This window comes from Halorhabdus sp. BNX81, from assembly GCF_029229925.1.
Classification (GTDB): Archaea; Halobacteriota; Halobacteria; order Halobacteriales; family Haloarculaceae; genus Halorhabdus.
This window is the reverse complement of sequence record NZ_CP107254.1, coordinates 944277-968972: the sequence shown is the minus strand read 5'-3', so window position 1 is coordinate 968972 and position 24696 is coordinate 944277. Positions and strand designations below refer to the sequence as shown.

Sequence of the window (24696 nt, the reverse complement as noted above, 5' to 3'; positions counted from 1 at the left end):
GAACAACCGGTGGTAGCAAAAAGCATATCTCCCGGGATGCCTGACTGTGACATACTGCATCCCCATCATGAACGAAGTTCAACTTGAGGTCGCGAAGGCCTACCCGAACGACTCGGGCCGGGGCATCGCGCGCCTCGATCCCGATACGCTGCTGCACCTGAAGCTCTCCCCCGGCGACATCATCGAGATCGAAGGGGCCGAGACCACCGCTGCGAAGGTCTGGCGGGCGGACCGCCAGGACTGGAACACCGACACGGTCCGCATCGACGGCTTCACCCGGCAAAATGCCGACGCGGGTATCGGCGAGCGCGTCGAGATCCGCAAGGCCGAAGCCGAGAAAGCCGACTCGCTCGTGCTTGCCCCGCCCGAGGAAGCGAGCGTCCAATTCGGCTCGGACGCGGCCGGTATGGTCAAACGGCAGATCCTCAAACGGCCGGTCGTCGAGCGCGACATCGTCCCCGTGATGTCGAGCACGAACCACCCATTCATGCGCTCGCCGGGCCAGGCCATCCCGCTGATCGCCGTCGAGACCGAACCCGAAGGCGTCGTCCTCATCACCGAGGACACCGACGTCGAACTTCGGGAGGAGCCCATCTCCGGGTACGACAAGACCGGGGGCGGGATCACCTACGAGGACATCGGCGGCCTGGAGAACGAGATCCAGCGCGTCCGCGAGATGGTCGAACTGCCGATGAAACACCCCCAGATCTTCAAGAAACTGGGAATCGAACCGCCCAGCGGCGTGCTCCTGCACGGCCCGCCCGGGACGGGCAAGACGTTGCTGGCGAAAGCCGTCGCCAACGAGACCTCGGCGAGTTTCTTCTCGATCGCCGGCCCGGAAATCATCTCGAAGTACTACGGGGAGAGCGAACAGCAACTCCGGGAGATCTTCGAGGACGCCACCGAGGAGTCCCCGTCGATCATCTTCATCGACGAACTCGACTCGATCGCGCCCAAACGCGAGGACGTCACCGGCGAGGTCGAGCGCCGCGTCGTCGCCCAACTCCTGACGATGATGGACGGCCTGGAATCCCGGGGGCAGGTCGTCGTCATCGCCGCGACCAACCGTGTCGACTCGGTCGATCCCGCGCTCCGGCGCCCCGGTCGCTTCGACCGCGAGATCGAGATCGGCGTGCCCGACGAAACCGGCCGCGAGGAGATCCTCAAGATCCACACCCGCGGGATGCCACTCTCAGACGATGTCGACCTCCCGGGGCTGGCCGAGGACACCCACGGGTTCGTCGGCGCGGACATCGAGAGCCTGACGAAGGAGGCCGCGATGAAGGCCCTTCGGCGGTACCTCCCCGAGATCGATCTGGACGAGGAAGACATCCCGCCGAGCCTTATCGACCGGATGATCATCAAGCGTGACGACTTCAAGGGAGCCCTCAACGAGGTCTCACCGTCGGCGATGCGGGAAGTGCTCGTCGAGTTACCCAAAATCAGCTGGGACGACGTCGGCGGGCTCGAATCGGCGAAAGACGAGGTCCAGGAGTCGATCGAGTGGCCGATGACCAGCCCGGAAAAGTTCCACCGGATGGGCGTCGAACCGCCATCTGGAGTGTTGCTCTATGGGCCACCGGGGACCGGCAAGACGCTGATGGCCAAAGCCGTCGCCAACGAGACCGACGCCAACTTCATCTCGGTGCGCGGGCCACAGCTACTGAGCAAGTGGGTCGGCGAAAGCGAGAAGGCCATCCGCCAGACCTTCCGGAAGGCCCGCCAGGTCGCGCCGACGGTCGTGTTCTTCGACGAACTCGACTCGCTGGCCCCCGGCCGTGGCGGCCAGGGCTCGGGGTCGAACGTCTCCGAACGCGTCGTCAACCAGTTGCTGACCGAGATGGACGGCTTAGAGGACATGGAGGACGTCATGGTCATCGGCGCGACCAACCGCCCGGACATGATCGACCCCGCACTCATCCGCTCTGGTCGGTTCGACCGCCTCGTTTACATCGGCGAACCCGATGTCGACGGCCGCGAGGAGATCCTCCGGATCCACACTGACGAGTCGCCGCTCTCACCCGACGTCTCGCTGCGCGAACTCGCCGAGATCACCGAAGGCTACGTCGGCAGCGACCTAGAGAGTATCGCCCGCGAGGCGGCCATTCAGTCTCTCCGGGAGAACGAGGACGCCGATTCGATCGGGATGGCTCACTTCCGGTCGGCGCTGGAAGGCGTCCGGCCGACCGTTACCGACGACATCCGCGAGTACTTCGAGCAGATGGAAGACCAGTTCAAGGGCGGCGGCCCCGACTCGCGCCAGCGCCAGGGCTCCGACCGGATCGGCTTCCAGTAGGAGACGACCTTTTTCGAGTTCGGGTGGACTCACTTCGTTCGTCCACCGCTCACTCCAAAAAGCTCGGCCAAAAAGGCCGCCGTCGCGGGACTGCGTCCCGCTCCGGCGGTGAACCGGCGCGCGTAGCGCGCCGGACATCTTCATTTTGGGTCAAATCATCATCTGTAAATTTATTTACTAATTAGCAATATACGGGGAAACGTGACGAAGAATCAACAAAATACGCTGACGGTTCATCTGAAGCGGCGCTTGCCCAAGAACCGTCCCAGCTTCCCTCCTTCAATCGTCATCCGCTACGTCTGAAACACGTGGTGACTCCGTCGTGTTCGAGTCAAGTTCGACGCGGTCCAGCACGGCGAGCGTTCCTGCCGAATACGCGGTAACGGACGCACCGAGAACCAGGAGGCCGAGTACGAACCGAACGTCCGCCGAAACGGGAAGCGCCGGTCCCGCTCCGATGAGCGCAGCGAGCGTGACGACAGCGACAGCGAGCCCAGTCCATCGCTTGTCGGCCCATGATTCGCCGGACGAGAAAGCTGGGTACGCACGCCGGATGTGGAGTGTGAGTCCGAACGCTGTCACCCAGGTGACAGCCGTCACGACCGCGAGAAGGATCTGTCCGACGAGCCAGTGGATCCCGACCCCGATCACCGCACCGACAACGAGCGCACTCGAGAGTTCTCGGTTTGGAGGGTTCATGTGATGATAAACGAACGGCTGGCTGAAGACTATTCGGCGGTCCCCGAGGGCGGTGTTTCGGTAAGCGGCAAACCGGAAGTCTGGTTTTATTGTTGTTCATCCCGAACGACAGGTCAAGATATGGCAAAAGAAATTAATTTAATTTCAAAAATCGTCCTGCCACTTATATTCATCTCCGTAACGCTGTTTCTGATGAATTGGGTACTGGTTTTGTATAATGGCAGACCAGTATACATCGGTGCGCTCTTCGCAATTATATTTATATGGTATTCATTTCAACCATATATGAGATTGATGAAAAGCAGGGATAGGCTTCGATCCGGTGTTGTGGCTTTTACTATCGTTGTGTCTGCCCTGCTGGTAGCGAAATCGATACTAACGGAACCAGACGTTTATGTATCCTTCAAATACAATTTAGTGATTATATTGGTCGGGGTTGTGTCCGGGGCGATATTTTATCGATACCGTCCAGCCGGACATCGTGATGCGTGAGGAACAATCGCATGCCCTCGTCGCGGAGATTCTCGTGTGGCATCAGCCAATCAAAGTCATTGTGTGCTGGCCGTCCAGGTGACCCTCACTGCAACGGGCGGGGCACTCGTTGTGGATCATGACGATCGTCGGTTGTACAGTGAATATCATGATTTCGCCTCCAAGGCGCTCCTGTCGGTCCCGTCTCGCTTCGCTCGCGCGTCGGGTCGCTGCGCGAACGTCCCGAATTCCATTGACCCCTCCCCGAATCGCTGGTGGATACACTCGCCGAAAATTGGCACATTCGATTGAGAATTGTGTCGGGTGGAGCGGCGGAGCCATTTGATAATATCGTATAAGGAGTATTGACGGATATACCCAAAAGCGTTAACATATCTATAGTATTCGGTACCCAGTGTATGTGAACAATGGACACGATAAACGCGACTCGACAGACGGTTTCGGCGAGAGATCGGCCGGCTCGGCTCAAAAGCGGGCATCCGACAGCCGACGGAGTGGTTCCCGCAGGACGCCTATCGAGCCGAAGCGAGACACCGGAACTCGACCGGCGAATGCGTGGCCGCCGTAGTCGCACCTTCAAGAATGTCTGACCACATCGATTCCAGTGTCGCTTCGAATCAGGATCCAACACTCGAAACGGACGGGAGTTCGGTCCCACTCCGTCGCAGCATCGAGGTGGAGTACTGGGTAATCGACGACGAGGGGCGGTTGACCGATCCGGGCGATCTCACCGACGCGGGCGAGGGCGTCGAACGGGAGTTCATCGAGCCACTGCTCGAGATCAAGACCACGCCCTGTGAGTCCACGGCGGAACTGCAAACGGAGTTCTACGAGCGGCTACAGATGGTACTCCAGCAGGCCCAAGAGTTGGACAAGCACCTCGTCCCGCTCGGAACGCCAATCCACGACGGTGAGATCCCGGACCGTCCCGGCGAGCGGACAAGAATCCAGGATCGGGTCGTCGGGTCGAACTTCGAGTACGTCCGTCACTGTGCGGGGACCCACATCCACGTCGAACAACAGCCGGGCCACGTCATCGATCAGTTGAACACGCTGATCGCGCTCGACCCGGCCCTGGCGCTGGTCAATTCCTCGCCGTATTTCGGTCGGGAGCGCCTGACGACCGGTGCGCGCTCGCAACTCTACCGGCGGATGGCCTACGAAACGCTGCCACATCAGGGTCGACTGTGGTCGTATGCAGACGATCTGGAATCATGGGCCAAGCGGCTCGAACACCGCTACGGCGAGTTCGTCACCCAGTCGATCATCACCGGGTTCGATCGCGAGCGGGTGGAGTCGTATTTCGGGCCGGAGAGTGCCGTCTGGACGCCGGTCCAGCTCCGCGAGCGGTTTTCGACCGTCGAGTGGCGATCTCCCGATGCCGCGCTTCCGAGCCAGATCCTTCGGCTGGCTGACGAGCTCGCCACTATCGTCAGCCGGGTGCCGAAGGTACCTGTCCGGATCGAGGGCGAGCGAGGGCGGATCACGTCGGGGGAAATCGTCCTGCCGGAATTCGATGCTGTTTCCGAGTACGTCGACGCCGCGATCAACGAGGGCCTCGACTCGAACGCCGTTCGGGACTACCTCGACCGGATGGGATTTGGCGTCGCGGCCTACGAGCCATTGACCCACGAAATAGACCCGGAACAGGAGATTACCGAATCACGAGCCAGAGAGCTCCGGCTGACGTGCGCCGATCGCCTGGAAGCTGACGTCCGTCGTGTCAGTTCGGTCGCTGCCGACTGACCGTCGACCAGCACTGGCAAAAGATGACGAGACGAAACCGTATTTCCCTGGGGAAGCGAAGATGAGCATAAATGGATCGTCCACGTCTCGCTCTGTTGAACGCGGCTCAGGAAGCAGCGGACACGCGCCGAAATTTCGAGCGGGAGCTGGACGCCGATCTCGATGTATTTCACTGTCCATCCGGGGAGTTACCCGACGGATTCCAGTACGACGGGTTCGTGATCACGGGGTCGAGCGCGTCGGTATACTGGGACCGGGAATGGATCGGCGAATTGAAAATCTGGGTCGGCGATGCGATCCGGGCGGGCCTGCCCGCGCTGGGCGTCTGTTTCGGCCACCAGCTCCTGGCGGACGTCATGGGCGGCAACGTCAAGAGCATGGGTGAGTACGAACTCGGGTACCGAACAGTCACCCACGACGGGGAAAATCGCCTGCTCGATGGGATCGATGAGACGATGACGGTGTTCATGAGTCACTCCGATCACGTCACCGACGAGCCGCCCGGAGCGACGGTGTTCGCCGAGAACGAGTACGGCATCCAAAGCTTCCGAAAAGGGCGCGTCTTCGCTGTGCAGTTCCATCCGGAATATGACATGGAGACCGCCGAACTGATCACGCGGGGGAAAGCAGACGAGATCCCGAAAGAGCGAATAGAGAGCGTTCTGGCGGGTATTCACGAGGAAAATTACGCCGCAGCACAGCACGCAAAGACGCTGTTCGATAATTTCCTCGCGGTCGTGAAAGATGTACAGCGAAAGCGGATCGACGCGACGAATTCGGGGTAACATCCCTCGATCCAGGGGAGAAATCGCGAGCGCAGGCCATGCCGAGCGGAAGACACAATATCGGCCCTCGTCAATCGCCGGTGTAATGGTCGTTCAGATCGCTCTGGCGCTGCTGGCAGGCATCTTCGTCGGTGCGCTGTTCGGTATCATTCAAGTACCGATACCCGCGCCGCCCAATCTCGCAGGTGTCCTCGGCATCGCCGGGATCCTGCTTGGATACAAGGGTGTCGAGTGGTTGAACCTACAGGTCGACATCGTCGAGCTGATAACGAACGTCCTGTGACCGAACAGCCGATCGAACGCAACGCGGGGGGACACCACGAACGCAAAAACATGGTCCACGCGAGCAAGCGAGTGTGGGCTCGGGAGAGCTTGCTCTCCCGGTGGTGAAAAAGGGTCGAGCCCTCCGTTCGGTCGAGTCCGAGATGAGAGCCTTACAGCTCGCCGAGTTTCCGCAGCAACTGCCCGCGGTACTCCTCCATCTTTTTCCGCTGCGGGTGAGCGCACGGCGCTCACCACTTGCGCAAAAACATGGATGAAAAAGGGTCGAGCCCTCCGTTCGGTCGAGTCCGAGATGAGAGCCTTACAGCTCGCCGAGTTTCCGCAGCAACTGCCCGCGGTACTCCTCGTCGCTACGGACGCCCTTGCGTTCGAGGACGTTGCGCTGGAGTTTGTCGAGCGCGACGTTGAACGCGGTTTTCGCCCCGTAGCCCTCGCCGGTGCCCGCGACCTGGCCCTTGTTGGTTCGGAGGCGGATCTGGCAGTTGATCAGGGGCGTCCCACGGAGTTTCTCCTTGTGTTCCTGAAACCGAACGTGGGCGTGTTGCACCTGCATGGCCTGGTACTTGTCGGCGACGTCCTCGATCCCGACGCGAACGTCCTGGCGGGAGATCGTATCAAGGAGCTTGATGTTGGTAATCTGGACGTCCATGTGTTCCTCCTCGGTGAACGACAGCGCCCGGAGGACGTCCGTCTTCGTGATGATACCGGCGACCAGCGAGTCGTCGCGTTCCGGCGTGACGACGAGTCCGGCGTAGTCGTTCTCGAGCATTCGTCGAACGGCGTCCTCGACCGACTCGTCGATCGTCGTCGTCGCGACGGGGCTACTCATCACGTCGTAGACAGGCAGATCGAGGACCCGGTCGACATCGCCGGCGCGCTCGCCGGTCGTCGCCTTGTCCATGTCCCGGACGACGACATCGACGATATCGTGACGGGTCACCATCCCCGTCAGCTTCCCGTCGTCGTTCAGGACGGGAACCCGGGAGATCCCGTGCTCGCGAAGCTTGTTGATCACCTGGCCGACCTCTGTGTCCTCAGTGGCAGTGACGACGTCACCGGTGAAGATCTGCTCGACAGTGAGGGCGTCCAAGTTGTCGATGACCGCCGAAAGAATGTCGTCGTCGGTGATGACTCCCCAGAGCTTGTTGGCCTCGAACACCGGCGCGACTTTGTTCCCACTCTCGACCAGGACCCGGGCCGTCTCACGGACGTCGCCCGTCCGCTCGATCTTCGGCGCGTGTTGCATCAGCGCGCGGGCCTTTGCCTGATCCTCGACGTGAGACTGTACCAGTTCCTTTTGCGTGATGACGCCGGCGTACTCACCCGCCTCAGTGACAATGATTCCTTTGGGATTTTCGCGCTCAAAGATCGAGCGGACTTTGCCCAGGCGTTCGTCCGCATCGACTTCGATGTAGTCGCGGGTGGCTATATCAGCAATATCCATCGTACCATCTGTACTTCGTCGGCAGGGATTATCAATCTTGGTTTGAATACACATGACGTGGCACGTCGATCGGGACAGTCCCATCGGCCTACAGCGATCGAACCGTCGCACGCAGTGTCCGGCACCCAGCCGGAAGGGAATCAGAAACCGGTTGACTCAGCCCGTCCCCGTAGCCGGTCTCTGCGGGCTGGATACCGACGACGCGGATCGACGGGTTCGTATCCGCCACCCGCGATGCCACCTCCAGGAGTTCGAACGGGTCAGTGCCGTGGGTGCCCCTTCGGCCGGTTGCGGTTTCAGGGTCAGCCGGATCGAACACCACAATCTCACCCGGATCACCGCCGAAATCTACCGCGTCGACGATCACGACGGCGTCGTAATCGGCGACGACGTGCACTAACTCAAACCCCGCGTCGCCGAGGTCGAGACAGTCCACCGACGACAGTCCCTCTTCGCGGAGCCGATCAACCAGCGCGGGCCCGATTCCGTCGTCCCGACGATAGGGATTGCCGAGTGCGACGATGGCGCGATCGGCGGTCATGCGTGATTTCCACGAGCCGGGTTCGCGATACCTGTCATCCGTTGGGACCGACGAACTCGACGTCGAGATAGTGCGTCGAACAGGAGATACAGGGGTCGTAGGCCCGGACGAGCATCTCCAGGGTGTGCTTGATTTCGTCCTCGGGGTGGTCGACGATCGTCGGCACCAGCGTCTCCATGTCCCGTTGGATGTTGCCGTGGTTCTGGTTGGTGGGGATGACGCAGTTGGCCTCGGTCACCTCGCCGGTGTCGTCGTAGGCGTACTCGTGGAAGAGCACGCCGCGGGGCACCTCGATGGCCCCGATCCCCTGGCCCGCGGTCGGGTCGATCTCGGGGACGTGGTAGTTCGACTGCGGGGTGAGGCCATCGTCCAGCAACGCCTCGATCAGCCGGACGGACTCCCCGAGGAGGTGGGCGACCTCGACAAGTTGGGCGACGTTGTTCAGATACGGATTGTGGGCGGGCGCGTCCAGACCGAAGCGATCGGCGACCTCCTGGGCCCGCGGGGCAAGCTGGTCGGCGTTGTTGTTGAAGCGGGCCAGCGCGCCGACCATATACGAATCGCGCTCGTGCCGCGCGAATTTGGCCGTCGAGTGCTCGACGACGTACTCGTTGGCGACGTCCCGATAGTCGGAGACGGGGATCTCCCCGACATCCGATGAGTAGATCGTGCCCTCGGCGAAAGCGTACTCCTCGGGATGGGTGAGCGAGATATACTCGGTCTCACGCTCGAAAGCGGGGAGTTCATCGGCCAGAACGGCCAGCAGGTCGGCGAGTTCCGCGACGGCATCCCAGCTGTTGAGGAGCCGATCGAGCAGCGCTTGGAGTTCGCTCTCGTCGGGAAGCTGGGAGAAACCGCCAGGGAGCAGGCGCTGAGCGTGGACCGATCGGCCGGTGACGACTTCGGTCAACTCGTTGCCCAGCCGGTGGAGATCGATCACAGTCTCCAGTTCGTCCTCGTGTGTGTCCGCAAGCGGCAGGACGGATTTCTCGCCGACCAGATCCGGCAACGCGAGATAGCCCAGGTGCAGGACGTGGCTCTGAAGCGTCTCGCCGTAGAGCGCAAGCTTTCGCAGCCGGCGGTCCTGCTCGGAGACGGAGATCCCGAGGGCCGCCTCAGTTGCCTGCAGCGAGGCGATCGTGTGACTGACCGAGCAGATGGCACAGATCCGCGAGGTGATATGATGGGATTCCTCGAAGGAGCGACCGACCAGCATCGATTCGAAATACCGCGGAGATTCGACGACCTGCCACTCGCAGGTTTCGAGTTCGCCGTCCTCGGCGTTGACCACGATCGAGCCGTGGCCCTCGACGCGGGTGACGAGGTCGCCCTCGACGTCGATCGTGTGACTCATCGCTCACCCCCGTCGGCGACGGGCTGGGAGTCGCCGTCAGCGACTGCCACCTGATCACGTTGCCAGCCCCAGTAGAGTTGATACTCCTCGATCACTTCCTCGGTCGTCAGCCCGTTGGCTTCGAGAACGTCCGTGTAGGCGTCCTCGTTCGGATGGTCGACCATGCCCCGACAGCCCCAGCAGTGGGTGCCCGCCGAGACGCAGGTCGCCGAACAGCCGCCGCGAGTGATCGGCCCAAGGCAGGTCTCGCCGCGCTCGAAGGCGCAGGTGTTCTCCTCGAACTTGCACTCCAGGCAGACGGGGTAGTTTGGGATCGACGGTTCGGCACCGTTGACCAGGGCCGTGACCGCCCCGACGAACTCCTCGCGATCGATCGGACAGCCCGGGATCTCGTAGTCGACGTCGATGACGTCGTCGATCGGGCGAGCCACGGGATAGGACGAGATCGAATCGGCGTCATCGCCGTACACCCGCTCTTTGACCGTCTCGAAGTCCTGGTGGTTGCGGAGGGCGTTGATGCCCCCAAAGGCGGCACACGAGCCTAGCGCGACGACGACATCGGCGTTGTCACGGACATCGGTCAGCCGGCGCTCGTCGTGGGCCGTCGCGACGCCGCCCTCGACGAAGGCGATCTCGTAGTCGTCTCCGTGTTCGGTCATCGCCTCGCGGAAGCTGACGACCTCGACGACCTCGACGAGATCCAGCAGTCGGTCCTCGAGGTTGATGACCTGCAGCTGATCGCCCTCACAGCCCGTGAAATCGAAGAAGGCGACACGCGGTTTCGCCTCTCCCGTCATACTTCGGCCTCCTCCTTGTCGCGGACGGTCGGATAATGAAACACGGGCCCGTCGAGACAGACGTACAGTTCGTTGAGTTGGCAATGCCCACAGAGCCCGCGGCCACAGTGCATGTTGCGCTCTAAGGAGAGGTAGATGCGGTCGTCGGCGAGCCCCTTCTCCCGCAGGGCCTTGATGACAAAACGGTACATCACAGGCGGGCCACAGACTAGCGCAACCGTGGATTCGGGATCGAACTCCAGGGGCGGGATCAGCGAGGTAATGACACCGATGTTGCCGTCCCACGCCTGATCTTCGGGCACCTCGTCGACGGTCTCGCGATAGTCCATCACGTCCGAGCCAGCCCACGAGTCGAGTTCCTCCGGAAACAGCTGTTCGGCGGGTTCGGTACAGCCGTACAGCGTCGTCAACTCGCCGAACTCCCCGGGGCGATCCAGGGCGTAGTTGATCACCGAGCGCAGCGGTGCGAGGCCGATCCCGCCGGCGATAAAGAGGAGGTCCTCGCCGGCGATGGCGTCGACGTCGAAGCCCTGGCCGTAGGGACCGCGGATGCCGACAACGTCCCCCGCTTCCATGTCGTGGATCGCGTTGGTCACGTTGCCAACCGCGCGGATGCATAACTCGAAGGGGCCCTCATTAGTCGGTGACGAGGCGATCGAGAACGGTGCCTCGCCGACGCCGGGGACGAACAGCTGGACGAACTGGCCGGGCTCGTGATCCAGGGCAACGCCGTCGGGCAGGTCGATCACGAACAGCTTGTCGTCGTCAGTATGGTCGTCGATCCAGACGATCTGGCCCTCGATCGGCTGGTACTCGCTTTCCCCGTGTTCGAAGCGTTTTCGCGTCTGGCTACGCATGCTGTCCCTCCCTGAGTTCGTTGTAGACCTCACAGGGATCGGCCACACCGGCGACGCAGTGGCGCGTACACCGGCCACACCCGACGCAGGCGATGTCGCCGTAGCGCTCGTAGATGTACCACCCCTTGCGCATGAACCGGTGGCGATGGCGCTGAGCGACCTCCTCACGGAAGTTCTCGCCCTGGGCGACCGTCGCGAAGTCCTCCAGCAGACAGCCGTCCCAGCGGCGCTCCTGGCGACCGCTGTCGCCCTCAAGGTCGCGGATCATATCGACACTGAAACAGAAGCAGGTCGGACAGACCACGTTACAGGTGCCACACGAGAGACACTGCTCGGCATAGTCCTCCCAGAAGTCCATGTCGTCGTAGCTGGCTTCAAGCAATGTAGGGAGTGCAGCCGGCGGAAAGGCGAGTTCCCGATCGAAGGCGTCTTCGAGGTCCGCTTTGATCTCCGCGACGCGCTCTACCTCCTCGGCGCTCGCGTTCCGGGTCGGAACCGACTCCAGCAACTGATCACCCTCGAAGGTCCCGATGTCGACGGCGAAACGATCGCCAAGGTCAGTCACCATGAGATCATACCCCGAGTCGATCGTCGCGGTGCCCATGCTCGCGGCGAAGCAGGTGTCGGCGACGTCCTGCATTGTCACCCCGATGAGAACGGAATGCTCGCGCTTGCGGCGGTACGGTTCGTCCTGCAGCGTGTCGATGAAGATCTTATCGAGTTGATTGATCGCTGCGAGATCGTACGGATGGACGCCGACGACGATATGCCCCGTCGGATCAGCCTCGGCCCGCATCTCGTAGTCGTCGTCCGTCTGTTCGTAGGTCAACAGCGTCTCACGCTGTGGCATGACGTACTTCTTCGGCGATAGTGCCGTCAGGTCATGTTCCAGCGCGAGTTGCTCGGCCGACTCCAGCCGATCGAAAACGTACTGCTCGCCGCTCTCCTGTACCCCGACTACCTCCCGCGGATCGGATGCGATCAACTCCTCGATCAACGCCGTGAAGTCCGATCGATCAATGACTTTCATGCTCTGGGAGACGGTGATTGCTCGTCGCGCACTCGTCTCTTAGCGCACAGGAGTGTCAGTGCCGGAGTAAGTCCCACCGAGGATTCCCAGTTCGTGAGAAACTATCATTATAATGGTCGTTGTGAATATATCGGGACGGCGTTCGCAGGTCCCGAACGACGGACTTTACTTGCCGCTCGCCCGATTTTCCGGTAATGGGAGCGATTCGGATCGTCATGGGCTCGGGTCACGGGCCGACGCCGACGGCCGCCTACGACGCCGCCCTGGCCGAGGCCGGCGTCCACAACTATAACCTCGTGACACTGTCGTCGGTCATCCCCGCCGACGCGAGGATCGAACGCGTCGGGACGGCCCCGGATCTCGGTCCGGCAGGCCGCGGGCTGTACGTCGTCCAGGCGGCGGAGACGACCGACGAAGGCGAGGCGGCGGCGGCGATCGGCTGGACGCGCGAGCCCGATGGCCCGGGCATCTTCTATGAAGTCTCCGGGTCGAGTGAACGACGGGTCCGGGAAGACGTCCGGGCAGGGCTTTCGGCCGGTCGCGAGCTCCGGGAGTGGGACTTTGGCGAGAAGCACGTCGAAGTCACAACGGCGACGGCAGCCGAGGAGTACGCCTGTGCGATCGTCCTGGCGGTCTACGGCGAAAGCCACACGCTAATCGAGCAGTGACACACGGCCGGAAGCCGCGGGGCCGACACGTCGTCTCGAAGACACGAGTCGGCGAGTTTATAACGGGCCCTCGCGTACATCCGGAGACGATTCATGTATGGAAATACGTCGCATTCCGGGGCCGCTGAGACGACGGTCGAGCTCACGCCGGAGGAGCGTCGATCGCTCCGGAGCGATCTGTCCCGCGTCGCCTCCAAGACGCGGGAGTTGCTGCCTGGCGAGTTCGTGGTCGGCTCGGAGCTGTCAAGCGGGGCCAGCGGTCCCGAAGCGATGATCGCCGTTCAGCCACCGATCGGCTCACCGGTCAGTGCCGGATATACCCCCGAACCGGATACGAACCTTCGGATCGACGACCAGGAATGTGAAGATCTCGCCCAGGGACTCGCCGCCAGCGCGGCTCTTCAGGTCAAGCAAGCGATGAGCGACGACGACACGCCGACGGCGCAGTAAGGATTCTTTCTCGCTCCGTCATCCCGTCGTTCAGGACGTTTCGCCGATCGTATCAGCGAAATCGGTTGCGACGTCACTGACGACCGTCTCGGCACGGTCGATTCCCGGGGACGTGGCAAACCCGTGGATCATCCCCGGATAGTGGCGATGCGTGACCTCGACGCCGTCGGCGTCGAGTTGGTCAGCGTAGGCAACGCCGCCGTCCCGAAGCGGATCGAACCCCGCAGTCACGACCGTCGCGGGCGCGACGCCCGCGAGATCACACGCCGCCGCCGGATCGGCGTAGGGGTTGCGCTGGTGGATCTCGCCGTCGTAATAGCAGTTTTCGAACCATTCGAGGTCCGCGATCGAGAGAACGATCCCGTCGTTCTCCCGGACGGACTCCTGGTCGTCGCTGATGCCGATCCCAGGGTAGAGCAGCGTCTGGTAATCAATGGTCGGTTCGCCTCGGTCCCTGGCCATCAGCGAGACGACGGCTGCGAGATTTCCGCCGGCACTGTCGCCGGCCACCGCGAGCGTCCCGTCCGACGCGAGCCTGTCGGGGTTGTCCGCGGCCCACTGGGTGGCCGCGTAGGCGTCCTCGACAGCCGCCGGGAACGGGTGTTCCGGGGCGAGGCGATACTCGACCGAGACGACGACCGCGCCCGTCTCCCGAGTCAGTTGTCGACACAGCCAGTCGTGGGTTCCGATGCTTCCGAGGACGAACCCACCGCCGTGGAAGAACACGATCGTCGGGTAGGGACCGGGCGCGTCCGGCCGGTATAGGCGGACGGGAAGGTCACCGTCGGGCCCCGGGATCGAGCCGTCGGTCGTCGAGCCGACTGCCGGCGGATCGCGATTCCCGAACCAGGTACCCACCCGTTGCAAAAAGCGCAACACGCGGCGATCGTGATCGGAGATCGGCGAGATACCGAGCCGCCGTTGTCGGTCGACGACGGCCTGTGCCTGGGGATGTATGTCGTCAGCTCGCATTAGGCGCAGATTTGAACCGGCGATGACATAAGCGTGATGCGAAGGCTCCCGTGGGAAACAGGCCGGACAGACCGGCGGGAGCGTGTTTGATTCGAACCCCATTCGTTCGTGTGGAAATCCATCACACAGGAGGGCGTCAGACACCGCCTGATACCCTCGTGAAACGGACCCATATACCCGGTAATTGGCCTCCGGAGCACTACGTTCGGCACAGACCAGCCGCCAAAACCCGACACCAGGGCTCAATCGTCTCGACCTTCGAGGCCGGCCACGTCTGCCGCCTCGACCTCGCGGTCGTCGGGCAGCGCCTCGATGCAATCCGAACACAGGAAGTGTTCGGTCCCGTCGGCTAGTTCGAGTGTCATCCCGCCGGTAGCTGACTGCGACGAACTCCACATGTCGCCGATCCCGCCGGCGATCCGCACCTCGTCGCCACACCCGTCGCAAGGGTCGGTCGTCATGACGATCCGTCAGCGCCGTCCGGATCTGGGATCTGCTGGCTCTCGAACCCGGGGTCGACGTACTCCTCGCGCTCCCCCTCCGACACCAGCGCCCACTCCTCGATCTCGCTCTCGGTGTAGGAGCCATCGAGTTGCTCGAACCAGTAGACGAAGTCGTCGGTCTCGAACCGAAAGGCAAAGTCCGTGACGGTGACTTCCTCACCCTCGTCGGTTTCGAGGACGTCGCCAACGCCGAACTCGGCGTACCGGGAGAACTCGATTGCCAGGTTGTGCTTGCGGTTCTCGGGGAAGCGTGCGGTCATATTTTCGTCTTCGGGCAGCCGTCAGTAATCGCTTTCGACGCCCGGCCCCCCAGTCAGTCACCGTTTCCAGTGACGGCCCGAACAGTAGTTGCAAAAATGCACAACAGAGGACAGTACTCCCATAATTAACTATTGTATGATTGATCGTACCTGCTGTACAGGGCCGCAAAAATCACGAAAACGAAGAGAGCCCCGATGACAAAGCCGATCAATGCTACATATCCATTATCCGTCGAAAACATGTTTCCAACCGAACTACCCACAATAAGCATCGCATAGAGGACGACGAAACCGAGGATGATGCGGGTAATGAAATTATCCTCAACCGGATTTTGTTCCATGCTGTCAGTATTTGAGGCGGAGCAATAAATTCGTTGTGAGGCCCCGGCGCTGGGCGAACAGCCGCAAGTAAGTGACAAAGGCCCGAACGGATCTGAGTCAGGTCGCCCTCCTCACAATCGCGCTGGATCCACCATCGGTTCGGGGTAGTCCTCGCCGAGCACGACCCCACGATCGCGTTGCTCGCGGTCGTCCATCCGCCAAGGCTCGCGGGCGTACGCGTCCACAAGCCCGTCCAGTTCCGGGCACCAGCGCTGCACGTACTCCGCCCCGGGATCGTAGCGTTCGGCCTGGCTGAGCACGTCGAAGCCACCCTCGCGGCTGTCGTTGCCGACCTTGGCGACGTACGCCCAGTTGCCGTAGTTCGAGGCGGGATCGAAGTCGAGCAAGTGGTGCTCGTAGTGGGCCCCGCCCCACCGCCAGTCGATCCCGAGATCGTGGACCAGGAAGGAGGCGGCGTTCTGGCGGGCGCGATTGCTCACGTAGCCCGTCGCCGCGAGTTCCCGCATCGCGGCGTCGACGAACGGTACCCCAGTCCGGCCCTCCTGCCAGCGCCGAAAGTCGCTCTCGTCGCGCCGCCAGTCCAGGTCCGTTCGTTCGCGGATCCCACCCGGCGTGAAGAATTTCCCGCCGTACTTGGCGAACTGAAACTGGAAGAAGTCCCGCCAGCGCAACTCGAAGTTCAGCCAGTACGTCGAGTCGTTGCTGACGCGCTCGCGCTCGTAGTCCTGGACGGTCTGATGAACGTCCCGTGGCGAGAGACAGCCGAGGTTCAACCAGGGCGAGAACTTCGAGGAGAAATCCCGCCCGACCAGCCCGTTGCGCGTCTGCTTGTACGCCCGGAGGGAGTCCGTCTCCCAGACGTACTGTTCCAGCCGACGCTGCCCCGGGGTCTCCCCGCCCTCGAAGTCGAGGGGCATTCGGTCGTCGTCGGGGACGTCGCCGACGACGCCGAGATCGGCGAGTTTCGGGATCGGCCCCGGATGTGGCGCGTCCGCTGGAACCGGCGGCACCGCGGGTGCCTCGATCGGCTCCCGGACGCGACTCTCGGCCTCGACTGACTGTCGCCAGGGGGTGAAGGTGTCGGGCATCTCGTCGTAGGGGGTCGGCAGGTCCTCGACGTGGTGGAGCGTGTGCGTCCAGTGGCGTTCGACAGTGACCGCCTCCGGTAGCGCCGCCCGGACCTGCTGTTCGCTAGTGCGCTCTTCCGGGATAGCGAGGGTCTGGCAGTGCAGGCGGTCGGCGTCGATGCGATCAATGATCGCTGGCAGCACCGCGTCGGGGCGGCCGTGGCGGACGAACAGATCGCTGCCGGTCTCTCGAAGTCGGTCACGGAGGTCCCTGACGGCCTCGCGTTCGAACTGTGCGCGACCGGCCCCGATCCCGTCGTATTCGAACGACGCTGCTCCGCCGAAGGCACGCTGGCCGTACCGGCGCGGCTCGAAACAGTAGACGGGCAGGACGCGATCGGCAGCGCAGGCAGCCGCGAGCGTCGGGTTGTCCCGCGTTCGCAGGTCGCGACGTAGCCAGACGACGGCAGTCTCGGGCATGGCCGTCCATCGGGCCGGATCTACTTGGACACCGGGGCCGAGACCAGTGTCGGGGCCGACGGTGGGTGAACCATCGGTTCCGCAGCAACATTTGAACGCGGCGACACGTCTTTGCGGATCGATACCGAGGAACAGGTATGTCGATCGCCCGTCACCGTCCCGGTCCAGCGGCGGCAGTCCGTGCGCTGGCGTCACAGGTCCATCCGGTGTTCATGCTGCCGCCGGTGGCCGTCTCGTTGACGGGCTCACTACTCGCTGCCCGAGCCACGGGGACGTTCACGCCGACAGTCGTCGCGGCCCACGCAATAGCGATCTTCGCAGCGGTCTACACCGCCCACGTCAAGGATGGCTACGTCGACTTCTTCGTCCGCGGCGAGGACGACGACCACCCGCTATCGGTCGGCGGGTGTCGACTGGCGCTGGTCGGTGCCGGCATCCTCTTCGCGGTGGCGCTGGCAGGCGTCTTCCTGACCGCGGGAGTAGCGGCCGCCGCGCTGACCGCGCCGACGTGGGCACTGGGGTACTTTCACGCGCCGCAACTGGACACGAACCCGGTCACGGCGACCGGGGGCTACCCGGCCGGGATCGCGCTGTCGCTCGTGGGTGCCTACGCCGCCGGGGCCGGCACAGTGACCCCGACCGTCCTCGGACTGGCTGGCGTGTTGCTTGCTGTCCTCCTGGGGATCAAGATCATCGACGACGCCCAGGATCTGGGGTACGACCGCTCTATCGACAAACGAACTGTAGCCGTCGTCCTCGGTCCGACGCGCGCACGCCGACTGGCGGAAGGGCTATTGGCGGCTGGATTGCTCGGTGTGGCCGTGTTCGCTGCCGTAGGTGTGTTCCCGACGGGAACGATTCTCGCAGTCTTCGCGTTCGGGGCCGTGGCCGCTATCGCGCGTCGCGCCGAGCCACGTCTGGCGACGATGCTGCTCGTCCGTGGTGCGTACGTCTTCCTCGCGCTGTTGCTGGTCGCGCTGTGGTATCGGCCCATGACCGGTCCATTGCCCATCGACATCGGCGTCCTCGGCCCGTACACCTACCTCGCGACCGAGATCGCCTTTGGCGCGTTCGGACTGGCGTTGCTCGTCCGGGCCGACGCTCTCGCGCGGGCCGGCCGGACAATCGCAGTCGTCTATCCGCTGGCGTACGTCTGGGACTGGTACACGCTCGAAGTGGGCGTGTTCGCCATCGAATTACGGACCGGGATCGACCTGCTGGCGATCCCAATCGAGGAACACTTGTTCATGCTCGTCGTCCCCGCACTGGTACTCGGCATCCACGAATCGCTCCGCGAAAGTGACGAGTGATAATCGCCGTGCGTGGATGGCTTGCACACCCACGGGTCGTGTCCCGATAACCCGTGGTACGCCATCTCTCGGAAGCCTTATACATCGGGCTCCCATTGGTAGAATTGCAATGGCAACTGGTACGGTCGATTTCTTCAACGACACTGGCGGTTACGGTTTCATCGAGACTGAGGATGCGGACGAAGACGTATTCTTCCACATGGAAGACGTCGGCGGCCCGGACCTCGAGGAAGGACAGGAAGTCGAATTCGACATTGAACAGGCCGAGAAGGGCCCCCGCGCGACCAACGTCGTCCGCCAGTAAGGCTTCGACGCGACTCGCGATTTCCTAATACACTATTTATCCCACTGAGCCCCTGGCTCGTCGCGAGGGTCACTTCGTGACGTCGGCCAGCGGGACCAGTCGATGGTCTACGGTCGGCTTCGTGTAGCCGCTTGACTCCTCGGTAACACCAGCCGTAAACACCTTTACCTTCTGCTGGAGGACGTGTGGCTCGCCCTTGTTGTCGTGGATCACGTCGATCGAGCGCCAGGCTTCGTCTTCCATACGAAACCTCGCGGCGGCCTGAACAATAAGATTCACCCGGTCGCATAGGGGCCGGTTCCCCGCCAATCATCGATCAGTCTACAGGAGCACAACGTTGATTCCAGATGCGCAAGAAGTCAGAAGGGATGGCATCACTCGCCCTCCTGTTTGTGGGCCTCCTCGGCGTCGCCGGCCTGGCGCTGATCGCGCTTGGGGCACGAGAACTGTGGTTCGCGTGGCAGATCCATCGCGGTGAGCCCCTTGCCGTCTTCGAGCTGCCGAACGAACTCGGCCCGGTCGAAGTCCAGGGAATCGCGAAGCCGGATGGGGGAACGGTCGAATCACCGATCTCCGGCTCACCGAGCCTCGTCTGTGAATGGGAAGTACAGGAACACCGGACGACCAACGCAGGCGAGGGAACGAACACCCACTGGAAAACCCTGGACGAGGGGCTTGTGGGCGGGCCGTTCCGGCTTGCCGACGACACGGCCAGCTGTCGCGTCGAACCCGCCGGCTCGGTTCGTCACCTCGAGGAACAGACGGTCACGGTCCCCGGCGGGACGCCGTTGCCCGATCGACTTGCCGAGTTCGTCGCCGGGAATCCGGACGTCGCCGCCCAGGACGGCACGATCGATCTCGGCGTAACGGAACTCAAGATCGGGAACGACCAGCGGTTCGTCGAACGACGGCTCGACCCTGGCGAGAAGTGTTACGTCTATGGCCGTGCCCACTACGACGCCGGGGCGGGCCATCGTGGTGGCGAAGTAAACGTCGTCATCAACGGGGACGGTGTCCGCCGGTTTCTCATTGCGGACGGCCGCGAACGCGGCGTCGCCTGGGACGTGGCAAAGATCGGCAGCGTTCCGGTCGTCATCGGGGTGGGCCTGCTGGCACTGGCAGTGGTGGTCGTATAACGTGAGATCGTCCCACGAGACGGGCCGGGCCGGCCAGTGGTCGCGTGTGAGCGTGGCCCTCCGTGCCACCGGGCCCGTCGAAAGGGATAGCCAATAGTTATGCCGCTGACCCTGTACTCGGTAGGTGTATGAAAGAGGAATTCTGGACCACCGTCTGTGATTACATGCCTCGTCTCCGGTTCCTGTTCGCTGCCCTGTTTGTCCTGCTGGTCCTCACAGTCTTCTCGCTGGCGTTCACGACTGTGGGATCGCCGTCGTACTACATCGCGCTGATCGACCTGATCCTCGTACTGGTAGCAACTTCGATTACGGTATTCCTCCAGTGGCGCTGTGCGAAAAACAAACGGCGACGTGGCGAGTGGCGGCCGGAAGACCGTCCAGACGAATAACCAAGCGTCTTATCGAGATATCACGCTCCAGCGCAACGGGTACTGGAAACCGGTTGTCCGGACAACCAACGGGACGGGCGAAAAGCGGAAGATTGGCGGCCGATCAGTCGTCGATCATCTCGTCGGTGACCGGATCGCTATCCCAGTAAGGGTGGTCCTCACCGTACTCCCGGAAGCAACTCGCGGTGTGGAACCCGTCGGCGTCGATCTGCTGGTCGGCGGGTTTCTCCTTGATGCACGCTTCGCGGGCCTCCGGACAGCGGGTATGGAACCGACAGCCCGAGGGCGGATTGATCGGATCTGGGATGTCGATCTTCCGCATCGGCATCTCGCCGATCTCAGCCTTCTCGGGATCGATATTGGGCGTCCCCCACCGCAGGACGTCCGTGTAGGGGTGGGAGGGGTTTTGCGTGATCGCCTCGGCCGGCCCGATCTCGACGAACTCACCCAGATACATCCCGGCGATGCGGCCGCCGGACTTCTGGGCAAGATACCGGGCGTTCGAGAGGTCATGGGAGATAAACAGGAACGAGGTGTCGAACTCCTCCTGGAGTTCGAGCATCAGATCCATCATCTCGACGCGCAGGGAGACGTCCAGCGCCGAGATGGCCTCGTCGGCAAGGATCAGGTCCGGGTTCATCAACAGCGCCCGACACAGCGCGACGCGCTGTTTCTCTCCGCCGCTGAGTTGGTGGGGATACCGTTCGCCGTACTCCTCTGCCGGCGTCAACCCGACGTATTCCATCAGGGTGTAGATGCGATCCAGCCGTTCCCCGGTGGACATCTCGGGGTGGATCTGCTTGAGCGGAACCGACAGGATCGATTTCAGCCGACGATTGGGATTGAGCGAACTCCCCGGGTCCTGATGGATGATCTGCAGGGATTTCCGGATCTCGTCCCAGGAGACATCGGCGTTGCCCCGTTTTGCCTCCCAGAGATCGACCCCCCGGTACTCGATTGACCCACCGGTGGGTTCCTGCAGGCCGAGGATCGACTTCCCCAGCGTCGTCTTCCCGCAACCCGACTCGCCGACCAGCGCGACTACGTCCTGTTCGTAGATGTCGAGGTTGACCCCATCGACTGCGCGGACGACATCCGGTTCGTCACCGAACAGCGACTCGATGAGCCCTTCTGACTGCTCGAAGTGGACCTCGAGATCGTTGACGGAAATCAGGGGTTCCTCGTCCGACGAGCGCCTGGCGCTGGTCGAAGTTTCCGCCCCCTCGCTGGTTTCGACGCTTTCGAGGTCCTGCTCGTACACCAGCGGCATCGATTCCTGGGCTTCCTGCCAGCGGAAACACGCGGCCCCGTGGTCGTCCTCGAGCAGGAACTGGTTGGGTTCGGCCTCGAGACAGGCCTCCTCAGCCAGCGGACACCGGGGATGAAACGAACACCCCTGGGGGACGTTCAACGGGTCCGGACTCGACCCTTCGATCGAGCGGTTCTGATCGATCGGCGCGTCGATGTCCGGCGTCGAGTTCAACAGCATCCGCGTGTAGGGGTGGCCGGGGTTTCTGAGCATCTGCTCTTTGGGTCCGACCTCGGCCATCCGGAAGGCGTACATCACCGCGAGGCGATCGGCCAGGCTGGCCACCAGCGCCAGGTCGTGGGTGATGAACACCATCGAAATGTCGTGCTCCTGTTGCAGCTCCCGGAGGAGCTGGAGGATCGACCGCTGCATCAGCAGGTCCAGCGCGGCGGTCGGCTCGTCCATGATCAACATCTCGGGATCGAGCACCATCGCCAGGGCCAACAGCGTGCGCTGGCGCATCCCACCCGAGAGTTCGTGCGGGTAGGCGTTCAACACGCGGTCGGGTTGCATGTAGAGGTCGGCGATGAGATCGCGCGCCCGCTCCATGCCCGCTTCGACCGATTGATCGTGGGCCTTCAGCGTCTCGACGAAGTGAGCCTTGACCCGTTTGACAGGGTTGAACGAAGACATCGCCCCCTGGAAGACCATCGCGACCTCTTCCCAGCGCCACTGGCGAAGTTGTTCGTCGTTGAAATCGAGGATGTCGACTGCTTCGCCCTCCGAAGGACGGTACTCGATCGACCCTTCGAGCACGCCGGGTTCCTCGACGGAGTCCATCATCGCCGAGACCAACGTGGACTTGCCCGCACCGCTCTCGCCGACAATGCCGAGGATTTCGCCGCGACCGATGTCCAGGTTGATGTCGTCGAGGACCCGCGAGATACCCCGATCCATCTCGAAGGTGACCCGAACGTCGTTGAGGCGCATGATCGGGTCGGGCTTCTCGACTTTCTCGACTTCGAGTGGCTGTTCGTCAGACTCCGCAGTCGCGTTATCAATACTCATTCGTTCATAACCTCCTCGATATCGTCGTCATCAGAATCAATTTCGTCGAACGACGACAGTTTCGTCCGGACCCGCGGGTTGAAGACGCGGTCCAGCGATTGGGAGAGCAAGATCAGCCCAAGCGCCAGGATCAACATGGCGATGACAGGCGGGAACAGCCAGTTCCAGATGCTGAGCCCGGCGATCGCGCCTTGCTCGTAGGAGTCGTTGATCATGACGCCCCAGTTGGCGACGTCCGTCGGCAGGACGCCCAGGTAGTACAGCCCGACGGCCGAGAAGACCACGAACCGGGCCGCGTTGACGAAGTTGATCAGGATGTACGGCATCAGATTCGGGATCACGTCCTTCAAGATGATCTTCCAGGAGCTGACGCCCATCGTCCGGGACGCCTCGACGTAGTTCTCCTGGCGCAGCGTCAACACCTGCGAGCGGATCGCCCGTCCGAGCCCGCCCCAGTAGTTGATCATGATGATCATCCCGATGGTCGCCGGCCGGAGGATGTTCAGCGGCTCCGGAAGCGAACCGAGCTGCTCGAAGCCGAGGCCGATCCCGAAGAGTTCCAGATCCTGGAGCGCGAGCGCGAGGACCATCACGAGCGGCAGGCCGGGGATCGTCATCGCGATGTCGATGAACATCGAGATCGCGCCGTCGACGCGGCCACCCTTGTACCCGGCGACCGTCCCGAGGACCGTCGCGATGACGGTTGCGAAGACACCGCCCGAGATGACCATGATCAGCATCTTCGGCGTCGAGTGGATGACGAGCCCGAAGATGGATCGACCGGTCTTGGTCGTTCCGAGCGGGTACGCGATGTCGTGGAACGTCGGATACGCGAGGTTGAACCCACCGATGTTCAGAAGGCTGTGCCAGTCAAAGGCGGGCATCAGTCGCAGATCCGGCGTGAACGGACTAGGCTGGTCCGGATAGGGGACCAGCCAGACGCCGATCGTCGCGACGAGGACGTACATGAGGAGAATAAATCCCCCGACGATGAACCGCCAGTCGTCGAACACCACGACGCCCGGTTCGTAGATGCGGTTCCGATAGAACTCCTGCATCCGATCGCGAAGCGTCACCTCGACGGCGTCCTCGGCGTCGTAGGTCCATTGCAGTTCGTCTGTCGACGTCTCCGATTCAGAATGACTCACTTTCATCACCCGTCTTGATCCGCGGATCGACGAACCCATACGAGAGGTCAGCCAGGAAGATGCCGACCACCAGCGACAGTGTGATTACCAGGAACGCCCCCATCAGGACGGGGTAATCACGGTAGTCGTACGCCTGGAACAACAGATAGCCGAGTCCCTGGTACTGGAAGACGTCCTCGAGGACGATCGTCCCGCCGAGGACCCACCCGAACGACAGCAACATCCCGGTGTACATCGGCAAGACGGCGTTGCGGCCGACGTACCGGAGCGCGATGACGCGTTCGGGAAGGCCCCTGAGCTTTGCGACCTCGACGTAGCCCTTCCCGAGAATGGAGATACTGTTCCCACGCATCGCGAGCGCGCGAACGCCGTATCGCGAGAGGACGATCGCCGCGATCGGAAGCGTCGCGTGATAGAGAACACTGTGAAGGAACGCGAGATTAAATCCGGGATCCACATCAAGCGAGTAGCGCCGTCCGGTCGGGAACCACCCGAGGATCTGCCCGAAGAAGAACACCAGGAGGATCGCCATGACGAAGAAGGGGATCCCACTGGCGAAGATCGCGAGCGCCGAATTGGCCGAGTCGAAGCGAGACCCTTCCCGGTAGGCCATGACCGCGCCGAGCGTGATCGATATCGCGAAAAAGAGGACGATCGAAACCACGGTGATCAGGATCGTCCACGGGAGGTGGGACGCGATAATTTCCGTGACGGGAACACCACCACCCGAAACCTGAATAGACGACCCCATGCTACCCTGGTGGAGCCCAGCGATGTATTCGACGAACTTTTCTTGAAGCGGTACGTTCGGATTGTATCCAAGGTTCGAGAGGACGACTTGGATCTGTTCTTCGGTATACCCTATCGATGAGAGGCGTCCTCTGATTCTGCTTGCCGGATTACCCGGAAGCATTCGGGTGAGGCCGAAGCTCAGGGTGATGACGATATAGATCGTCACTATCGCCTTCGCCGTCCGTTTGAGGTAGTAGTTTACCATCGGGTATTCTAAATTTGATAAATTATTGTT

At 62.3% G+C, this 24696-nt stretch carries 27 protein-coding genes; 11 read left to right on the top strand and 16 right to left on the bottom strand.

Annotated features, from left to right (window positions below; all coding sequences use genetic code 11):
- Positions 1 to 67: 67 nt before the first annotated feature.
- Entirely contained in the window at positions 68 to 2296 is a 2229-nt protein-coding gene (locus HBNXHr_RS04820; protein ID WP_275883366.1) for a CDC48 family AAA ATPase, read from the top strand.
- A 279-nt stretch (positions 2297 to 2575) separates the two neighbouring features.
- Here the strand turns inward: HBNXHr_RS04820 and HBNXHr_RS04815 are convergent, their stop codons facing one another.
- Positions 2576 to 2995: a sterol desaturase gene (locus HBNXHr_RS04815; RefSeq protein WP_275883365.1), complete on the bottom strand. Its 420-nt coding sequence runs from the start codon at positions 2993 to 2995 to the stop codon at positions 2576 to 2578.
- A gap of 3 nt (positions 2996 to 2998) precedes the next feature.
- On the opposite strand from HBNXHr_RS04815, the gene HBNXHr_RS04810 reads away from it, so the two are divergent.
- From HBNXHr_RS04810 to HBNXHr_RS04795, 4 genes are all read left to right on the top strand, one after another.
- Positions 2999 to 3487, top strand: a complete 489-nt coding sequence (locus HBNXHr_RS04810; protein WP_275883364.1) for a hypothetical protein — start codon at positions 2999 to 3001, stop codon at positions 3485 to 3487.
- A gap of 582 nt (positions 3488 to 4069) precedes the next feature.
- On the top strand, positions 4070 to 5233 hold the full coding sequence (locus tag HBNXHr_RS04805) for a glutamate-cysteine ligase family protein (RefSeq protein ID WP_275883363.1): 1164 nt from the start codon (positions 4070 to 4072) through the stop codon (positions 5231 to 5233).
- 71 nt (positions 5234 to 5304) lie between these two features.
- Positions 5305 to 6018 (top strand): type 1 glutamine amidotransferase, encoded by a 714-nt coding sequence (locus tag HBNXHr_RS04800; RefSeq protein ID WP_275883362.1) that lies wholly within the window; start codon positions 5305 to 5307, stop codon positions 6016 to 6018.
- 85 nt (positions 6019 to 6103) lie between these two features.
- The gene (locus tag HBNXHr_RS04795; RefSeq protein WP_275739961.1) at positions 6104 to 6301 is read left to right on the top strand and encodes a XapX domain-containing protein; all 198 of its coding nucleotides are present in this window, start codon (positions 6104 to 6106) and stop codon (positions 6299 to 6301) included.
- 300 nt (positions 6302 to 6601) lie between these two features.
- On the opposite strand, the gene HBNXHr_RS04790 is transcribed toward HBNXHr_RS04795, so the two are convergent.
- The 6 genes from HBNXHr_RS04790 to HBNXHr_RS04765 all read right to left on the bottom strand — a co-directional run bounded on the left by HBNXHr_RS04790 (position 6602) and on the right by HBNXHr_RS04765 (position 12323).
- On the bottom strand, positions 6602 to 7744 hold the full coding sequence (locus tag HBNXHr_RS04790; protein WP_275739959.1) for a CBS domain-containing protein: 1143 nt from the start codon (positions 7742 to 7744) through the stop codon (positions 6602 to 6604).
- A gap of 88 nt (positions 7745 to 7832) precedes the next feature.
- Positions 7833 to 8285 carry a hydrogenase maturation protease gene (locus HBNXHr_RS04785; protein WP_275883361.1) on the bottom strand — a complete coding sequence of 151 codons (453 nt, stop codon included), beginning with the start codon at positions 8283 to 8285 and terminating at the stop codon, positions 7833 to 7835.
- Positions 8286 to 8319: 34 nt separating this feature from the next.
- Positions 8320 to 9639 (bottom strand): Ni/Fe hydrogenase subunit alpha, encoded by a 1320-nt coding sequence (locus HBNXHr_RS04780; RefSeq protein WP_275883360.1) that lies wholly within the window; start codon positions 9637 to 9639, stop codon positions 8320 to 8322.
- A complete protein-coding gene (locus HBNXHr_RS04775; RefSeq protein ID WP_275883359.1) occupies positions 9636 to 10436 on the bottom strand; it encodes an NADH:ubiquinone oxidoreductase in 801 nt (266 codons plus the stop codon). The genes HBNXHr_RS04780 and HBNXHr_RS04775 overlap by 4 nt, the downstream gene beginning before the upstream one ends.
- Entirely contained in the window at positions 10433 to 11293 is an 861-nt protein-coding gene (locus tag HBNXHr_RS04770; protein WP_275883358.1) for an FAD/NAD(P)-binding protein, read from the bottom strand. Before HBNXHr_RS04770 ends, HBNXHr_RS04775 begins: the two co-directional genes overlap by 4 nt.
- Positions 11286 to 12323 carry a 4Fe-4S dicluster domain-containing protein gene (locus HBNXHr_RS04765; protein WP_275883357.1) on the bottom strand — a complete coding sequence of 346 codons (1038 nt, stop codon included), beginning with the start codon at positions 12321 to 12323 and terminating at the stop codon, positions 11286 to 11288. Before HBNXHr_RS04765 ends, HBNXHr_RS04770 begins: the two co-directional genes overlap by 8 nt.
- 194 nt (positions 12324 to 12517) lie before the next feature.
- Between HBNXHr_RS04765 and HBNXHr_RS04760 the strand changes: the two genes are divergently transcribed.
- Positions 12518 to 12991, top strand: a complete 474-nt coding sequence (locus HBNXHr_RS04760; protein WP_275883356.1) for a pyruvoyl-dependent arginine decarboxylase — start codon at positions 12518 to 12520, stop codon at positions 12989 to 12991.
- A gap of 93 nt (positions 12992 to 13084) precedes the next feature.
- The gene (locus HBNXHr_RS04755; protein WP_275739945.1) at positions 13085 to 13441 is read left to right on the top strand and encodes a DUF5811 family protein; all 357 of its coding nucleotides are present in this window, start codon (positions 13085 to 13087) and stop codon (positions 13439 to 13441) included.
- Positions 13442 to 13471: 30 nt separating this feature from the next.
- Here the strand turns inward: HBNXHr_RS04755 and HBNXHr_RS04750 are convergent, their stop codons facing one another.
- The 5 genes from HBNXHr_RS04750 to HBNXHr_RS04730 all read right to left on the bottom strand — a co-directional run bounded on the left by HBNXHr_RS04750 (position 13472) and on the right by HBNXHr_RS04730 (position 17065).
- Positions 13472 to 14413: an alpha/beta hydrolase gene (locus HBNXHr_RS04750; RefSeq protein ID WP_275739943.1), complete on the bottom strand. Its 942-nt coding sequence runs from the start codon at positions 14411 to 14413 to the stop codon at positions 13472 to 13474.
- Between the two features lie 242 nt (positions 14414 to 14655).
- The gene (locus HBNXHr_RS04745; RefSeq protein ID WP_275739941.1) at positions 14656 to 14874 is read right to left on the bottom strand and encodes a hypothetical protein; all 219 of its coding nucleotides are present in this window, start codon (positions 14872 to 14874) and stop codon (positions 14656 to 14658) included.
- Positions 14871 to 15176 (bottom strand): hypothetical protein, encoded by a 306-nt coding sequence (locus tag HBNXHr_RS04740; protein ID WP_275883355.1) that lies wholly within the window; start codon positions 15174 to 15176, stop codon positions 14871 to 14873. The genes HBNXHr_RS04745 and HBNXHr_RS04740 overlap by 4 nt, the downstream gene beginning before the upstream one ends.
- A 125-nt stretch (positions 15177 to 15301) precedes the next feature.
- On the bottom strand, positions 15302 to 15517 hold the full coding sequence (locus HBNXHr_RS04735) for a hypothetical protein (RefSeq protein ID WP_275739937.1): 216 nt from the start codon (positions 15515 to 15517) through the stop codon (positions 15302 to 15304).
- Positions 15518 to 15628: 111 nt separating this feature from the next.
- Positions 15629 to 17065 (bottom strand): DASH family cryptochrome, encoded by a 1437-nt coding sequence (locus HBNXHr_RS04730; RefSeq protein ID WP_275883354.1) that lies wholly within the window; start codon positions 17063 to 17065, stop codon positions 15629 to 15631.
- Positions 17066 to 17202: 137 nt separating this feature from the next.
- Between HBNXHr_RS04730 and HBNXHr_RS04725 the strand changes: the two genes are divergently transcribed.
- Both HBNXHr_RS04725 and HBNXHr_RS04715 read left to right on the top strand, forming a co-directional pair.
- Positions 17203 to 18375, top strand: a complete 1173-nt coding sequence (locus tag HBNXHr_RS04725; RefSeq protein WP_345893718.1) for a lycopene cyclase domain-containing protein — start codon at positions 17203 to 17205, stop codon at positions 18373 to 18375.
- 109 nt (positions 18376 to 18484) lie between these two features.
- A complete protein-coding gene (locus HBNXHr_RS04715) occupies positions 18485 to 18679 on the top strand; it encodes a cold-shock protein (RefSeq protein ID WP_008526685.1) in 195 nt (64 codons plus the stop codon).
- A gap of 69 nt (positions 18680 to 18748) precedes the next feature.
- Here HBNXHr_RS04715 and HBNXHr_RS04710 read toward each other — a convergent pair whose 3' ends face one another.
- Positions 18749 to 18922 (bottom strand): hypothetical protein, encoded by a 174-nt coding sequence (locus HBNXHr_RS04710; RefSeq protein ID WP_275883353.1) that lies wholly within the window; start codon positions 18920 to 18922, stop codon positions 18749 to 18751.
- 125 nt (positions 18923 to 19047) lie between these two features.
- Between HBNXHr_RS04710 and HBNXHr_RS04705 the strand changes: the two genes are divergently transcribed.
- On the top strand, positions 19048 to 19815 hold the full coding sequence (locus HBNXHr_RS04705) for a hypothetical protein (RefSeq protein ID WP_275883352.1): 768 nt from the start codon (positions 19048 to 19050) through the stop codon (positions 19813 to 19815).
- Positions 19816 to 19943: 128 nt separating this feature from the next.
- Entirely contained in the window at positions 19944 to 20204 is a 261-nt protein-coding gene (locus tag HBNXHr_RS04700) for a hypothetical protein (RefSeq protein ID WP_275883351.1), read from the top strand.
- Between the two features lie 103 nt (positions 20205 to 20307).
- Here HBNXHr_RS04700 and HBNXHr_RS04695 read toward each other — a convergent pair whose 3' ends face one another.
- Genes HBNXHr_RS04695 through HBNXHr_RS04685 form a run of 3 tightly spaced genes read right to left on the bottom strand, consistent with a single transcriptional unit; the run spans position 20308 to position 24666 of the window.
- Entirely contained in the window at positions 20308 to 22521 is a 2214-nt protein-coding gene (locus HBNXHr_RS04695; RefSeq protein WP_275739925.1) for an ABC transporter ATP-binding protein, read from the bottom strand.
- Positions 22518 to 23675: an ABC transporter permease gene (locus HBNXHr_RS04690; RefSeq protein WP_275883350.1), complete on the bottom strand. Its 1158-nt coding sequence runs from the start codon at positions 23673 to 23675 to the stop codon at positions 22518 to 22520. Before HBNXHr_RS04690 ends, HBNXHr_RS04695 begins: the two co-directional genes overlap by 4 nt.
- On the bottom strand, positions 23656 to 24666 hold the full coding sequence (locus tag HBNXHr_RS04685) for an ABC transporter permease (RefSeq protein WP_275883349.1): 1011 nt from the start codon (positions 24664 to 24666) through the stop codon (positions 23656 to 23658). The genes HBNXHr_RS04690 and HBNXHr_RS04685 overlap by 20 nt, the downstream gene beginning before the upstream one ends.
- Between the last annotated feature and the right edge of the window lie 30 nt (positions 24667 to 24696).

Coding starts and splice junctions, on each gene's coding strand:
- HBNXHr_RS04810 (WP_275883364.1), top strand. CDS start 2,999: ATGATAAACGAACGGCTGGCTGAAGACTATTCGGCGGTCCCCGAGGGC.
- HBNXHr_RS04730 (WP_275883354.1), bottom strand. CDS start 17,065: ATGCCCGAGACTGCCGTCGTCTGGCTACGTCGCGACCTGCGAACGCGG.
- HBNXHr_RS04700 (WP_275883351.1), top strand. CDS start 19,944: ATGAAAGAGGAATTCTGGACCACCGTCTGTGATTACATGCCTCGTCTC.
- HBNXHr_RS04715 (WP_008526685.1), top strand. CDS start 18,485: ATGGCAACTGGTACGGTCGATTTCTTCAACGACACTGGCGGTTACGGT.
- HBNXHr_RS04785 (WP_275883361.1), bottom strand. CDS start 8,285: ATGACCGCCGATCGCGCCATCGTCGCACTCGGCAATCCCTATCGTCGG.
- HBNXHr_RS04755 (WP_275739945.1), top strand. CDS start 13,085: ATGTATGGAAATACGTCGCATTCCGGGGCCGCTGAGACGACGGTCGAG.
- HBNXHr_RS04815 (WP_275883365.1), bottom strand. CDS start 2,995: ATGAACCCTCCAAACCGAGAACTCTCGAGTGCGCTCGTTGTCGGTGCG.
- HBNXHr_RS04780 (WP_275883360.1), bottom strand. CDS start 9,639: ATGAGTCACACGATCGACGTCGAGGGCGACCTCGTCACCCGCGTCGAG.
- HBNXHr_RS04740 (WP_275883355.1), bottom strand. CDS start 15,176: ATGACCGCACGCTTCCCCGAGAACCGCAAGCACAACCTGGCAATCGAG.
- HBNXHr_RS04685 (WP_275883349.1), bottom strand. CDS start 24,666: ATGGTAAACTACTACCTCAAACGGACGGCGAAGGCGATAGTGACGATC.
- HBNXHr_RS04795 (WP_275739961.1), top strand. CDS start 6,104: ATGGTCGTTCAGATCGCTCTGGCGCTGCTGGCAGGCATCTTCGTCGGT.
- HBNXHr_RS04770 (WP_275883358.1), bottom strand. CDS start 11,293: ATGCGTAGCCAGACGCGAAAACGCTTCGAACACGGGGAAAGCGAGTAC.
- HBNXHr_RS04745 (WP_275739941.1), bottom strand. CDS start 14,874: ATGACGACCGACCCTTGCGACGGGTGTGGCGACGAGGTGCGGATCGCC.
- HBNXHr_RS04695 (WP_275739925.1), bottom strand. CDS start 22,521: ATGAGTATTGATAACGCGACTGCGGAGTCTGACGAACAGCCACTCGAA.
- HBNXHr_RS04800 (WP_275883362.1), top strand. CDS start 5,305: ATGGATCGTCCACGTCTCGCTCTGTTGAACGCGGCTCAGGAAGCAGCG.
- HBNXHr_RS04690 (WP_275883350.1), bottom strand. CDS start 23,675: ATGAAAGTGAGTCATTCTGAATCGGAGACGTCGACAGACGAACTGCAA.
- HBNXHr_RS04765 (WP_275883357.1), bottom strand. CDS start 12,323: ATGAAAGTCATTGATCGATCGGACTTCACGGCGTTGATCGAGGAGTTG.
- HBNXHr_RS04790 (WP_275739959.1), bottom strand. CDS start 7,744: ATGGATATTGCTGATATAGCCACCCGCGACTACATCGAAGTCGATGCG.
- HBNXHr_RS04805 (WP_275883363.1), top strand. CDS start 4,070: ATGTCTGACCACATCGATTCCAGTGTCGCTTCGAATCAGGATCCAACA.
- HBNXHr_RS04760 (WP_275883356.1), top strand. CDS start 12,518: ATGGGAGCGATTCGGATCGTCATGGGCTCGGGTCACGGGCCGACGCCG.
- HBNXHr_RS04725 (WP_345893718.1), top strand. CDS start 17,203: ATGTCGATCGCCCGTCACCGTCCCGGTCCAGCGGCGGCAGTCCGTGCG.
- HBNXHr_RS04750 (WP_275739943.1), bottom strand. CDS start 14,413: ATGCGAGCTGACGACATACATCCCCAGGCACAGGCCGTCGTCGACCGA.
- HBNXHr_RS04705 (WP_275883352.1), top strand. CDS start 19,048: ATGGCATCACTCGCCCTCCTGTTTGTGGGCCTCCTCGGCGTCGCCGGC.
- HBNXHr_RS04820 (WP_275883366.1), top strand. CDS start 68: ATGAACGAAGTTCAACTTGAGGTCGCGAAGGCCTACCCGAACGACTCG.
- HBNXHr_RS04735 (WP_275739937.1), bottom strand. CDS start 15,517: ATGGAACAAAATCCGGTTGAGGATAATTTCATTACCCGCATCATCCTC.
- HBNXHr_RS04710 (WP_275883353.1), bottom strand. CDS start 18,922: ATGGAAGACGAAGCCTGGCGCTCGATCGACGTGATCCACGACAACAAG.
- HBNXHr_RS04775 (WP_275883359.1), bottom strand. CDS start 10,436: ATGACGGGAGAGGCGAAACCGCGTGTCGCCTTCTTCGATTTCACGGGC.